We start from the raw sequence: 13,410 nt of genomic DNA on the forward strand, positions 1-13,410 counted from the left end.
TCGGTAGACACAAGGGATTTAAAATCCCTCGCTGGTAACAGCGTGCCAGTTCAAGTCTGGCCTCGGGTACCAAAAAACAGAAAAGCCCTGACTGATGTCAGGGCTTTTTTGCTTTATAACTTCTACACCCACATTTCATGATTCTTAATCTAGTATCACTACAGCTATAGATTGGTTAGGCCCAAGCCTACTATTTTACTCATTCAGTATTGCGACTTCTGACCTGTTTCTTTTCTACAATACAAAACTGAGTGATTTTGTGATCTAGATGTTGTAAATCGCTTTATTTAAGTAATGTCACTATTTTGGTAATAATTGCGTAATAAAATGTACTTTTTATTGTTGAATCGACAATAGTGTAATAATTTCCCTAAGAAGGGACTTAAGTCGCTATTACCCCCTTAAAGACAGTGGTATAAATAAGCCGAAATTTCCCCCTACACGCGCATATTAGGATACGTAGTCATGATTTTCTCTCAAGTATTACTCGCACCCGCTGATCCAATTCTTGGTTTAACCGATACCTTTAAAGCTGATCCGCGTCAGGATAAAGTTAATCTTGGTGTTGGCATTTATAAGGATGAGGCAGGACAGACTCCCGTTCTGGCTTCAGTGAAAAAAGCCGAGGCCATTTTACTTGAGCAAGAGAAGACCAAAAACTACTTAGGCATTGAAGGCGTTCAAGCTTATAACCGTGTAGTACAAACATTGTTGTTCGGCGAAGGCAGTGAATTAATTTCTTCTGGCCGTGCTGCCACAGCGCAAGCTCCTGGTGGTACAGGAGCACTGCGTATTGCTGCTGAGTTTTTACTGCGTAATACCGATTCGCACACGATTTGGGTGAGTAATCCAACATGGGCCAACCATCAAAATATTTTTGAAACGGCGGGTTTAACGGTTAAAGAGTACGGTTATTACAAAGCAGAAGCCCATGACATCGATTTCGATACCATGATGACTAACTTGTCTCACGCCAATGCGGGCGATGTCGTGCTGCTACACGGTTGCTGCCATAACCCAACGGGTATCGATTTAACGTTGGCGCAATGGGAACTTGTTGCTCAATTGTGTGCTGATAAGAAACTCGTGCCACTGTTTGACTTTGCTTATCAGGGTTTTGGTGCTGGCATTGAAGAAGATGCGGCAGGTCTGCGTTTAGTCGCGTCTAAAGTGTCTGAGTTGCTGGTCGCTAACTCTTTCTCTAAAAACTTTGGTTTATACAACGAGCGTATTGGCGCCGTGACTGTGGTGGCTGAAGATGCTGATGCTGCCGTACGTGCTTTTAGCCAAGTGAAACGTACCATACGCGCCAACTATTCTAATCCGCCAGCCCACGGCGCACTGATCGTCAGCACGATATTAAATGATGCAGCTCTGAAAGCCATGTGGGTGCAGGAAGTCAAAGAGATGCGTGAACGTATCGCCGAAATGCGTACTCTGTTTGTTGATAGCTTAAAGGCTGAGGGCGTGACTCAGGACTTCAGTTTTATTTCTCGCCAAAATGGTATGTTCAGTTTCTCAGGTTTAAACAAAGCCCAAGTGGCACGTTTGAAAGACGAGTTTGGTGTCTATATTGTCGGCTCTGGACGCATTAGCGTTGCAGGCATGACTAAGACGAATATGCCTGTTATCTGTAAAGCCATAGCACAAGTGTTGTAATGGTTATTGCAGCCTTATAGACAGACTAAAGGGACATTCCTTTTAGCTTTACAATATAAAGGACAGCACTTGCTGTCCTTTATTATTGCGATTGAATGATTAACAGGTAAGCGCTAGCAGGCAAGCGGTTGTTGAGTGAGATCATTGATCCGCAGCAGGGCGCTTAATGCATCTAATAAGTTCGCTTGATCATGTAGATTGGGATTATGGCGATTCTTTAACGGAAAATAGTTAATCAGTGGCCCTAAACGCGTTTGTTCACCGTGGCGAAGTACTTTGTGAATAATGGGCTTGCCAATCACCTGATGACACCAAGCGATACGTTGCTCAATGCTAAATCGACCCGCGGGTGAGGCTTCTTCGGCCAGGTTATCGATAAAGATCACCTGCGCTTTAGTAGCAGCGAGGCTTTTCGCGAACTTAGGTAACAGCAGCGGCGGCATGATACTGGTTAAGAAACTCCCAGGGCCTAAGATGACCAAGTCCGCCTGACGAACAGCTTCACAGGCTTCAAAGGTGGCATCGACCTGTGGCTCAAGGCAGAGCGCGATAGGCGCCTCATTCATACTGTCGACATTAATTTCCCCAAAGACTTTACTGCCACAGGCTTGCAGAGCCACTAAGTGAGTGGGCTGCTCTGACATGGGAATAAGTTGGGTTTCTATCTTAAGTAAGTTACGGATGAGATTAACTGCTTCTAATGGACGAACGCAGAGTTGATCAAGAGCCAGTAAAATTAAATTACCTAAATTATGGCCACTGAGTTCAGTGGCACCTTGGAAACGGTATTCAAACAATTGCGAGCCAACGGAAGGACGATTAGCTAAATGGGATAAGCAGTTACGTAAATCACCCCAAGCAATGCAGTCTTGTTCGGCTCTCAGTCGACCAGTAGAACCGCCATTATCAGTGGTGGCGACAATCCCTGTAAGGCGGTTGCCTAAAAAATCGAGCGAGGATAATACTCGGCCTAAACCATGGCCTCCGCCGATGGCGACGACACGTTCAAATTGATTTAACATCAAATGCTGCATCTGGGTTTTTCCTTCCTGAATACCCGAAAATTTAATGTCATAGCCATCCATTGTCGCTATAAGCGGGATGACTCATGAGCCGTTGTGCAATGGTGATAACGCTAAGGAACCTTAGTATAAATACTCAGTCAAATGCTTGCATCTATAAATGACGGCGTAATAGCAAGCTCGACTCGATAATGGTGCCTCAGGCGTAATATTGTACCTGAGTTCGTGATCATGATGATGGGCAAATTTCGTGAAATCTGACAAATAGCTTATAATCCGGCCTTTATTTGCCCAATAAGGGCGTTACACCTAAGGTGAATGATTGAAAACGGGTAGAATCGGTTCGTTTACATTGGCATTAGCCATGGTCATAGTGGCGATTTTTGCATTACGAGTTTGGATCATTCCTCACTCGAATGACTCATCCGCTATTGCGCCCCAATTCGTCAGCGATGTCGATCCTGTTACGCAAGTCCCTGACTTTTCAGCGATCAGCGACATTACCGAAAAGAAGAAAGCTTTTTTTGATTTCCTGCGGCCGATTGTTCAGCAACAGAATGCCATTATCTTGATGGAGCGTGGCTTTATCAATGAGATGCTTGCCTTAGTCGATAATGGTAAGAGTTTATCTAATACCGAATTAGCGCAGATCAATGCGTTATTCGATAAATACCAATATGCGGCGCGTAACGTAGATGCTAAGTCATTAGCAAGCTTACTTAAACGTGTCGATATCGTGCCGGAATCTATGGTGTTAATTCAAGCCGCGAATGAATCGGGTTGGGGGAGTTCACGTTTTGCGAGAGAAGGTTTTAACTTTTTTGGTGAATGGTGTTTTACTTCTGGCTGCGGCATAGTGCCGTCCTCACGTGGTTCGGGTAAAAGTCATGAGGTGAAAGTGTTTTCATCGGTCGATGAATCGGTTTCATCCTATATGCGTAATTTAAATTCTAATACTGCCTATGCGTTATTTCGCTCTATTCGAGCAGATTTACGTTCACAGGAGCTAGAGCCAACAGCGGATCAATTGATTTACGGTTTAGTGAATTATTCTGAAAGACAAGAGGCTTATATTGATGAGCTGCTTGATATGTTACGTCATAATGAAAAATATTTGGTGAATGTCGATGTATAAAAAACTGTTGTTTAGTAGCCTATTTTTTTTGGCAACTAGCGCCGCTGCAGAAACTGTATCCCTTGAATATAAAGGCTTTTATGATAGGTTGAAACAAGTCAATAAAGGCGGTTATCAACTCGTGGAAGTGGCTTTTAGTGTTCCAATGCAAAAGAATTGTTTGATCCAAAGTGGTTCTATTTCCAGTGAAAAAACCTCAACGCCACTGACGTATACTGATGATCAGCGGTTATTCATTCCCTTAGATGATGATTTAAAAGATCAGCGAGCCTTGGTTAATCTGAATTTCGCTGGCAGCGCTGAGGGATGTGGTATTGCAATGCAAGTTAGAGCAAAACAGACATTAGCCGAATACGATAAAACGCGCTTACAACAAATCATGACTGAGATGGACACGCTGCTCGGTGCTATGCAAGGCTTCCCGATGCGTTATTTTAGGGAATCCATTACTGGCTTAAACTTTGAATTCTCACCTGAACAAGAAGTCTATGTACGCCTTAATGGTCGAGAAGAAGCGATAAAAGGCAGTTATAAATTAGCCGCTAATGAGCTTGAAAGCATCACCACGCTAAGCTTCAGTGCCCAGCCATTAGTGCTGAGTCCTTGGGTGAAGTAATCATCTTTGTATCTTTGAATAGGCGTCTTGAGATAAGCGATTCAGAAGCGCTGGCTCAAAGATAAACTTATTCTGTAGCCATAAAAATGCCCACATTAAGTGGGCATTTTGTTGTGCTAATTTATCTTGCTTACTTTCGGTTCGTTAACTTCTCTTACTGACTAGGCGCTAAATTCAGTCTAAGTTAGACTTCGTAAGTGTTAACAATATCAATGCGTTTTGCTGCATCCAAATCGATACGACCGCTATTGGCGATATCAAGAAAATCGAATGCAGGTAGATTGGCTTCAGCAACATCACCACGCATAGGCGCATCTGGGTCACGTGTTAGAGACACAAAGTCGAACTGCTCACGGTCAACACCCTGTGATGGTGCGGTGTTTTGCATGGCGGTGAAAATCGTTTCAATGCGTCCGGGGTATTGTTTATCCCACTGATTCAGCATGTCTTTGACTGCGGCGCGCTTTAAGTTTTCCTGTGAGCCACACAAGTTGCATGGAATGATTGGAAATTCTTTTAAGCTGGCATATTCTTCGAGATCTTTCTCGCGACAATAGGCTAGGGGACGTATGACGATATTAGCGCCATCATCCGACAGCAGCTTTGGCGGCATTGCTTTCATCTTACCGCCAAAGAACATATTTAAGAACAAGGTCTCAATAATGTCATCCCTGTGATGGCCTAGGGCGATTTTAGTGGCGCCGATACGCTGGGCAAAGCCATAGAGCGTGCCGCGGCGCAGGCGAGAGCATAGGGAGCAGGTGGTTTTACCTTCAGGAATTTTGTCTTTCACTATCGAGTAAGTATCTTTCTCGAGGATGTGATAAGGCACATTGAGCTTATCGAGATAGGCGGGCAATACATGCTCAGGGAAGCCTGGTTGTTTCTGATCTAAATTAACCGCAATGATTTCAAACTGAATGGGCGCGCGTTGCTGCAGATTCATCAAAATATCGAGCATGGCGTAGCTGTCTTTACCACCACTGAGGCAGCACATGATCTTATCGCCATCTTCAATCATATTGTAATCGGCAATCACGCTACCCACTTCACGACGAAGCCGCTTCTGTAATTTATTCAGACGGGTAGTTTGTTTTTTTGATAATTCTTCCGGCATAGGATTTACCGTAACTTCAGATATAGCTTCAAGCATAAAAAAGCGCCCAGTAACACAGTTTCAGGGCGCGTATTATTCCAGCTATCTTTGGCGGGGTAAAGAGCCGCGTATTGCTTAGGCTTCTTCTAACGGTGATTTATAACCGTCGGGCTTTATAGCCAATAAATCGCAGTTGATGCTATCGATAACATGTTCAGCTGTATTGCCTATCAGTGCTGCTGAAAATCCGGTACGACCGACAGTCCCTAGGATCACCAATTCAGCATCAAGTTTTTCAGCAAGCTCAGGGATCACATCCTCTGGTAAACCTTCTTTTACATGGCAATGACTTGGATTAATATCATAAGCGCCAGCAAGATAACTCACGCGCTGCTCATGCTGCATGCGAATGGTTTCGTTGTATGACTGAGCATCAAAGTCAGGAAGCTCGATGGCTAAGTTAACTGGCGTGCCGGGATAACCATTAACTAAATGTACTTCAGCAGAGAACTTTTTCGCCAAATCTTTTGCATGTTCAATAATTTTACCGTTAAGCATTTGATGATCAGTATCTTCGGTTGCCACATTCACAGCACAGAGGATTTTACCCGTGGCTGGCCAGTCATGGGCTTTCACCATCAACACTGGCACAGGGGCTTTACGCATCAAATGCCAATCAGTTGGAGTGAAGATCACCGCCTTGAGTTTGTCGTGGGCATGGGTGCCTTTAACAATCAAATCGTATTGCCCTGAAATAGCATGATTAATAATGCTTTCAAAGGGGCGGTTATGCCAAATGACTTGAGTATCGATATTGAGTTGCAGATGAGTATAAGCGGCTAGTAAGTCTTGGATCCAAGCGAGCCGTTGATCTATGACACCTTGACGCATGGCTTCGCGTTCTTGATTCGACAGAATCGAAGTCATTTCGTAAGAGAAGTCGAAGATAGAAAGAAACACAGTGACTTGAGCGTTGCATTTACTGGCCAAGGCGACCGCTCGTGCAAGGGCAACTTGATTCTCAGTGGTAGGGTCAACCACAACCAGTATTTTTTGATAATCCTTCATGTTTGGTTCCTTTAGTCATAGGCTCAATATCATCATGAGCCTTTGGCAGTGAGCTGTATTGTTCTAGATCAAACTCATTTGAAATTGATTAAAACTCGCTTAAAAATCATGCCTTAATCTGCATGACATGTCTAGCAAGCACAGCTTTTACCATTAAACTGTTATGCTATTGGCGACAATTATTTAGGCTTGACCTCTCACGGTTAATGCTCTTGCGATTGACTATCTCGCGATGCGAGAATTACCCGCTAACAGATTTAGCTCTTGCGAGTCGAGGATAGTGATGTACTTACCCTTAACCTCAATCAAGCCTGACTTTTGGAAGCGTCCAAGTAAGCGGCTGATGGTTTCAACGGTTAAACCGAGATAATTACCAATGTCACCGCGGGTCATGGTTAAGCGGAATTCTTTGGGTGAGAAGCCACGGCTGCCGAAACGATTTGCTAAATTGCTGATAAACGCTGCTAGACGTTCTTCGGCATTTTTCTTACTGAGCAGCAGGATCATTTCTTGATCGCTCATGATCTCATTACTCATTAGACGCATGATCTGCTGACGTAACTTAGGCATAGTGCCCGAAAGTTCATCGAGGATATTAAAGGGGATTTCACAGACCATAGAGGTCTCGAGGGCCTGTGCAAAACTCTGGTGCAACTGAGCGTGAATACCATCAAAACCAATCACATCACCCGCGAGATGAAAGCCCGTTATCTGCTCATCACCTTGCTCGGTAATAGTGTAACTTTTGATGGTGCCAGAGCGGATCGCAAACAGGGATTTCAATGCATCACCTGACTTAAAAATTTGCTCGCCTTTCTGGATTGGCTTTTTACGCTCAATAATATCATCGAGCTGATCTAGCTCACTTGCATTGAGGGTAAAAGGAATACAAAGGGTACCCATACTGCAATCGTGACAATGGATTGTGCATCCGCTAGCGGCAGGACGACGATTCTTATTTTGTTCAATTGTCATGTTGATTCTCAAGTTTATCCACTGCAACCATGTTAAACCAATTCACTCACTTGGGCTAGTTTAGCTGCGCGAGTGCGATATATAAAGTTTGACCACCAAAAGCAATTAACAGTAAGCCGCTCAATAGTCTAACGGTTTTCTTTTGTACCCATGCAGCAAGGCGTTTTGCCGCAACGCCAGCGCTTAATAGCGCGGGTAAAGTACCCAAGCCAAAGGCTAACATAATTAAGGCGCCTTGGCTGGCAGAGCCAGATGCAACCGACCAAGTTAAGGTGCTATAGACGAGGCCGCAGGGGAGCCAGCCCCAAATGAATCCTGCCATGACTGCTTGGCTCGGATTCTTGATTGGAACAAGGCGCTGCGCTAGCGGTTTTAAATATTGCCATAGCCATTGACCTACACGCTCAATTTGCACTATTCCAACCCAAATTTTAGCGATGTAAAGTCCTGTTGCGATCATCATCAGTCCGGCAATCATGCGCAGGACAATCAGATAAATATCCAGCTCAAATAAGCGACCAAGACCTGCCGACGATGCGCCCACTAAGCCGCCCGCTAAGGTATAACTTAAAATACGGCCTAAATTGTAACTCAGTAAATATTTAAGCTGATGGGCCAGCTGGTTACCTATTTTAGGATGAGGGATTTGGGCGGAAAAAGCGCCCACTAAACCGCCACACATACCAAAACAATGTGCAGCTCCCATCAAGCCGACGAGAAAGGCACCGGTGACATTGTACTCAATCACAAAGGCATGCCTTTTTGCTGATTTTTTATCGCTTGCTGCGCTGCGATGTCATCATGTTCTGCTGTTGACTGAATGGCGGGGGTGGCTAGATGGCCAGGTTTGTCAGTATTTTCATCAAACAATATAGAAACACTTTGACGGTCAAGATCATCAAATTGCTCAGATTTCACTGCCCAAAAAAATACCATTACCGCAATGGCGACGAAGATCATGGCAATGGGGATAAGCACATAAATAATTTCCATAATGACCTCTTACTATCTGGTTAAACGTTTTATTATGATCACACTTTTACCCGTAATAATCTCAGGCTATTACCGACCACAATCAAAGAACTCGCCGACATGCCAATCGCGGCAATATAAGGTGCCACATGACCAGTGACAGCTAAAGGCAAGATTAGGGCGTTGTAACCCAGCGCCCAAGCTAAATTTTGTTTAATAATTTGCGTGGTCAGTTTAGCGACCGCGACAGCTTGGGTGAAACGGGATAGATGATCGCCCAGTAAAATCAAATCGGCACTGTTTTTGGCAATCGCACTGCCACTGCCCATGGCGACCGACAAATCAGCCCCCGCAAGTACTGGCGCATCATTGATGCCATCGCCAAACATCGCCACGCGAGTATGCTGTTGTAATTTCGTTACTAGGGCAAGTTTACCCGCGGGGGTTAATCCGCTGTGCACATCTTCAATTCCCAGCTCTTTGGCCAATTGATGCACATGTCCGGAGCTATCGCCGCTGGCGATACTAATGCGGCAACCTTGTTGCTTTAATATCTCAATCGTGGCCTTACTGTCTTGACGAATATTGTCTTGGATCTCAAAACTTGCAAGCACTTCAAGCTGCTCATTGGCTGAGCGTGCTAACCAAATCTTTTGGGTTGGGTCCTGAGTATCGACACGTGCACCAGTAAATACAGCATTACCAATTAAATAATCAGTCCCCTCGATACGGCCTCGAACACCAAAGCCGACTTCATGGTGAACTTGTTCTGCGACCAAGGTATTATCGGCAAATAGGGCAAATGCAGCCGCAATCGGATGACGAGAGCCCGTTTCCAGCGCTGCGGCAATAGCTAAGGCCTGCGTCTTTGTTAAATCGGCCATGCACTGCGTTTGCCCGATAGAGAGCGTACCACAGGTAAGGGTGCCAGTTTTATCAAAGACCACATGCTTAATCTGCGGCAGTTTTTCAAATACGCCGGCTTTGCGGGTAATGATCCCAAGACGGGTAAAAATGGCGGTTGCACAGGTGACGGCGGTCGGTGTCGCTAGCGCTAAGGCACAAGGACAAGTCGCGACCAGAACCGATAGCGTTACCCAAAAGGCATCCTCTGGGGAAATCTGTTGCCAAACCAAATAGGTGATCGTCGCGATTGTTAGAATCGTACCCGAGAAATAGCGGGATAATTTATCGGCTAATAGGGCTATCGCAGGTTTTGTATTGGATGCCAGTTCCTGCAGTCGAATAATTTCAGCCACGAGTTGGTCTTGCCCCAATGCGGTAACTTTAACTTTTATCGGTTGGTCGACGTTGATAGTACCAGCGTACACTTGCTGATCTTGCTGTTTTTCAATGGGCATTTGCTCACCTGTGAGCATAGCTTCATTGATATTTGTGTGGCCTTCAATCACCACACCATCGGCCGCAACCATTTCCCCTGGTTTCACAAGGATCACATCATTGAGGCGTAACTTTTTGGCCGGAATTTCTTCTTGACCATTTTCAGTGACTAAGTGTGCAGTGAGCGGCACCAATTTATGTAAATTACTGGAGCTGACCGAGGCCTTTTGTCTTGCCTTTTGCTCGAAGTAACGCCCAAGTAACAAAAAGAAAGTAAACATGGATACGGATTCAAAATACACTTCGCCTGTGCCATTCACTGTGGCAAAACAGCTTGCGGTATAGGCACCTCCAATGGCAATCGAAACTGACACATCCATATTGAGTTTGCCGCTGAGCAGGGTACGAATGGCGCTAAAATAGAAGGGTTGCGCCGAATAAAGCACCACAGGCGTGGCAAAAATCATGCTAACCCAGCGGAAATAGTCCCGATACTGCACGTCTAAATCGGTGAAGTAGCCAGTATAAAGGGCGAGGGCGAACATCATAACTTGCATAGTCGCAAAGCCAGCTAAGCCTAAACGCAGTAAAAATTTGCGACTATTGAGTTTATTGTTGAGCTCTTGTTCGTCAACTTGGTAGGGCGCGGCTTGATAGCCGATACGACTAATTTGTCCGAGAATATCGCTAAGTTTTACCTTGCGTTTATCCCAACTGATCATGGCGCGTTGGGTGGTTGAGTTGACTAGCACTTGGCTCACGCCCACAAGTTGTTTGACTTTGTGTTCAATTAACCAAGCACAGGCGGCACAGGTGATACCATCGATGGAGAGTGACACTGATTCGACATTGTCCTCAGAATGCACAAAGTCTTGCTGCACTTCGGGCAAGTCATAGGCGCTAAATTGTGTTAATGCTTCGGGGACCAGGGCATTCTGTTTATTGCCAGGTTCAGTGCGGAACTTGTAATAACTGAGTAATCCCGCATCGACAATCGCTTGAGAAACCGCCTGGCAGCCAGGGCAACACATCAGTTCATCACGGTCATTAATGTGAGTCACAAACTGCTGGCCCGTCAGAACGGGCTCTTGGCAGTGAAAACAACTTGGATACGTCATAGCGCTACTTATTTAACCACAATCAATTCAGCCAAAGTTGGACGTGATCTTTTAATTCAACGCGTTGGTGAATTCGCCATTTACCGTCGTAACTTTCGAGGCGAACTTCCCAAGGGCCGGTTAGGGTAGTAGGAATGGTAATCCGATACACATTACTGGCATCGGCCGTAGCAGTGAGTTTCATATCTCTGTCGGCAATGGTTGGATGATAGAACTCGACTTTCAAGGCGGCTTGATATGCAGGTCCCCCTTGCTGCGTCAGTAAAATCTCATTATTGGCTTGATCGAGTGAAAAATTCATGCCTATTTGTTTGGCATACTTCACTTTACTTAAGTCCATATTAATGGCTTTGCCATCTTTGTAGTAATCCTCGGCGACTAAAGAGTCCGAGTTCGTAAGGGCAATTTTTAGCGTGGTAAAACTTGCGACGACGGCACATAAAGGAAGAATAATTAAAAACCAAGGCCAGAACTGCTTATACCAGGCTTGTTGTTCGCTCATGTCAGATACCCATTCAAAAAATTTGCGCCATTTTACCGTTAAAAGACGGTTTTAGCACTTTAAAAAAAAGGCCTCGAAGTCTTCGAGGCCTTAGTGTTACTTATACCTAATTACTTGTTTGACAAGCTATAAACATAAGCTGTAATGACGTGAACTTTCTCTTCACCGAGAACGTCTTTCCACGCTGGCATCACACCTGCGCGACCATGTTTAATGGTCTCTTCGATCATGCCGCGGCTACCGCCATATAACCAAACATCGTCAGTTAAGTTAGGAGCACCCATAAACTTGTTGCCTTTAGCGTCCATACCATGACACGCAAAACAACCTTTCATGAATGAGCCTTGACCTTGGGCAGCGAGTTTCTCGTCATGCTCACGACCAGACAATTTAACAACGTATTCAGCTAAACCAGCAATCTCGCTATCTTCGATTGGCAAACCACCTTTGGGTGGCATCATGCCATGACGACCTGCCATAATAGTGGTCTTAATCGTGGCTAATTCACCACCATATAACCAGTCACCATCGGTAAGATTAGGGAAGCCTTTACTACCACGTGCATCAGAACCATGGCACTGAGCGCAGTTTTGCAGGAACAAACGGCCACCCACTTTCAACGCTTCTTGGTTTTTCACTAATTCTTCTAGTGGTGTTGCCAAGTAAGCTGCGAAGATTGGGCCATATTTTTCATCAGCGTGTTTTACTTCTTGATCATACTGAACATAAAGACCTTCTTTTGCTGCTAGCTCAATCGCTGCGGCAGAATCGGCTTTAATGCCATGCTCTGTACCGATACTCTGGTTAGAACTCGTCCAGCCTAATAAGCCTTTGTAGTTACCTAAACCAGGAAATAGTGCCAAATAGATCAAGCCAAACACGATAGTGATATAGAACATATAACTCCACCATTTTGGCAGTGGGTTATTGAGTTCTTCAATACCGTCGAAACTGTGACCCATGGATTCGCCTTCTTTTACGTCAGTGGTGTTCTTAGAACACACACGCAGTAATAGAAAACAACCCGCGATCACGACTAACGAGAGTACAGTAATCCAAACACTCCAGAAGCTACTCATCACTTATTCTCTCCTGAGTCCTTCGATACCTTGTTGACTTCCTCATCGGAAAACACAAGGTTAGCTGCTTCATCAAATGATTTTTGACGACGCGAGCTATATGCCCAAGCAAATATACCGACGAAGGTCAGCATCACAATGATGGTCAAAATGCCTTGTAATGTGCCGTAATCCATATATTGCCTCCTTATTTGAGTGCGTGACCCAAAGACTGAAGATATGCAATCAAGGCGTCCATTTCTGTCTTACCTGCAACAGCTTGCTGTGCGCCTGCGATTTCTTCATCGGTATAAAGATCATTACCTTTGTAACCACCTTTATGCAGGTTACGTAGGATAGTCATCTTGTCACCCGTTAGTTTGCCGTCTAACTTGTTTTCAGCTAACCATGGGAACCCTGGCATATTCGATTGAGGAACTACAGCACGAGGATCGATTAAGTGAACTTCATGCCATTTATCGCTATAACGACCGCCAACACGTGCAAGATCAGGACCCGTACGCTTAGAACCCCATTGAAATGGATGATCCCAAACTGATTCGCCCGCGACAGAGTAGTGACCATAACGTTCAGTTTCTGCACGTAAAGGACGGATCATCTGGCTGTGACAGTTATAACAACCTTCACGAACATAGATGTCACGACCTTCAATTTGCAGGGCAGTGTATGGCTTTAAACCTTCAACTGGCTCAGTCGTATCTTTTTGAAAAATCAACGGTGTGATTTCAACGAGACTACCGAAGCTGATAGCGATAACGGTAAAAATCGCTAACAAACCGATGTTTTTTTCAACTATCTCATGATTAAATTTCATCGAGTTTGCTCCT

The 13,410-nt window shown here is 44.8% G+C and carries 14 protein-coding genes; 3 read left to right on the forward strand and 11 right to left on the reverse strand.

Annotated features, from left to right (window positions below; all coding sequences use genetic code 11):
* Positions 1-465: 465 nt before the first annotated feature.
* Entirely contained in the window at positions 466-1,659 is a 1,194-nt protein-coding gene (locus HGO26_RS21135; protein WP_168827698.1) for an amino acid aminotransferase, read from the forward strand.
* A 113-nt stretch (positions 1,660-1,772) separates the two neighbouring features.
* On the opposite strand, the gene HGO26_RS21140 is transcribed toward HGO26_RS21135, so the two are convergent.
* Entirely contained in the window at positions 1,773-2,693 is a 921-nt protein-coding gene (locus tag HGO26_RS21140) for a YvcK family protein (RefSeq protein ID WP_028759976.1), read from the reverse strand.
* 310 nt (positions 2,694-3,003) lie between these two features.
* Here HGO26_RS21140 and HGO26_RS21145 point away from each other — a divergent pair, with 310 nt between their 5' ends.
* Positions 3,004-3,816, forward strand: coding sequence for a glucosaminidase domain-containing protein (locus tag HGO26_RS21145; RefSeq protein WP_168827700.1), 813 nt, complete (start codon positions 3,004-3,006; stop codon positions 3,814-3,816).
* Positions 3,809-4,432, forward strand: a complete 624-nt coding sequence (locus HGO26_RS21150; RefSeq protein ID WP_168827702.1) for a DUF2987 domain-containing protein — start codon at positions 3,809-3,811, stop codon at positions 4,430-4,432. The genes HGO26_RS21145 and HGO26_RS21150 overlap by 8 nt, the downstream gene beginning before the upstream one ends.
* Before the next feature lie 184 nt (positions 4,433-4,616).
* Here HGO26_RS21150 and ttcA read toward each other — a convergent pair whose 3' ends face one another.
* The 10 genes from ttcA to ccoO all read right to left on the reverse strand — a co-directional run bounded on the left by ttcA (position 4,617) and on the right by ccoO (position 13,397).
* Positions 4,617-5,585, reverse strand: a complete 969-nt coding sequence (gene ttcA / locus HGO26_RS21155) for a tRNA 2-thiocytidine(32) synthetase TtcA (RefSeq protein WP_168827703.1) — start codon at positions 5,583-5,585, stop codon at positions 4,617-4,619.
* A gap of 78 nt (positions 5,586-5,663) precedes the next feature.
* Positions 5,664-6,596: a universal stress protein UspE gene (gene uspE / locus HGO26_RS21160; RefSeq protein ID WP_168827704.1), complete on the reverse strand. Its 933-nt coding sequence runs from the start codon at positions 6,594-6,596 to the stop codon at positions 5,664-5,666.
* A 222-nt stretch (positions 6,597-6,818) separates the two neighbouring features.
* The gene (gene etrA, locus HGO26_RS21165) at positions 6,819-7,571 is read right to left on the reverse strand and encodes an electron transport transcriptional regulator EtrA (protein WP_006081599.1); all 753 of its coding nucleotides are present in this window, start codon (positions 7,569-7,571) and stop codon (positions 6,819-6,821) included.
* Positions 7,572-7,626: 55 nt separating this feature from the next.
* A complete protein-coding gene (locus HGO26_RS21170; protein WP_168827705.1) occupies positions 7,627-8,319 on the reverse strand; it encodes a sulfite exporter TauE/SafE family protein in 693 nt (230 codons plus the stop codon).
* On the reverse strand, positions 8,316-8,564 hold the full coding sequence (gene ccoS, locus HGO26_RS21175) for a cbb3-type cytochrome oxidase assembly protein CcoS (protein WP_028759970.1): 249 nt from the start codon (positions 8,562-8,564) through the stop codon (positions 8,316-8,318). The genes HGO26_RS21170 and ccoS overlap by 4 nt, the downstream gene beginning before the upstream one ends.
* Positions 8,565-8,602: 38 nt before the next feature.
* Positions 8,603-11,002: a heavy metal translocating P-type ATPase gene (locus HGO26_RS21180; protein WP_168827706.1), complete on the reverse strand. Its 2,400-nt coding sequence runs from the start codon at positions 11,000-11,002 to the stop codon at positions 8,603-8,605.
* 22 nt (positions 11,003-11,024) lie between these two features.
* Positions 11,025-11,504: a FixH family protein gene (locus tag HGO26_RS21185; protein ID WP_113940485.1), complete on the reverse strand. Its 480-nt coding sequence runs from the start codon at positions 11,502-11,504 to the stop codon at positions 11,025-11,027.
* Between the two features lie 110 nt (positions 11,505-11,614).
* On the reverse strand, positions 11,615-12,583 hold the full coding sequence (gene ccoP, locus HGO26_RS21190; RefSeq protein WP_028759967.1) for a cytochrome-c oxidase, cbb3-type subunit III: 969 nt from the start codon (positions 12,581-12,583) through the stop codon (positions 11,615-11,617).
* Entirely contained in the window at positions 12,583-12,759 is a 177-nt protein-coding gene (locus tag HGO26_RS21195; RefSeq protein ID WP_028759966.1) for a CcoQ/FixQ family Cbb3-type cytochrome c oxidase assembly chaperone, read from the reverse strand. Before HGO26_RS21195 ends, ccoP begins: the two co-directional genes overlap by 1 nt.
* A gap of 11 nt (positions 12,760-12,770) precedes the next feature.
* Positions 12,771-13,397, reverse strand: coding sequence for a cytochrome-c oxidase, cbb3-type subunit II (gene ccoO / locus HGO26_RS21200; RefSeq protein WP_028759965.1), 627 nt, complete (start codon positions 13,395-13,397; stop codon positions 12,771-12,773).
* Between the last annotated feature and the right edge of the window lie 13 nt (positions 13,398-13,410).

It is taken from the genome of Shewanella oncorhynchi, assembly GCF_012584455.1.
Taxonomy (GTDB): domain Bacteria; phylum Pseudomonadota; class Gammaproteobacteria; order Enterobacterales; family Shewanellaceae; genus Shewanella; species Shewanella oncorhynchi.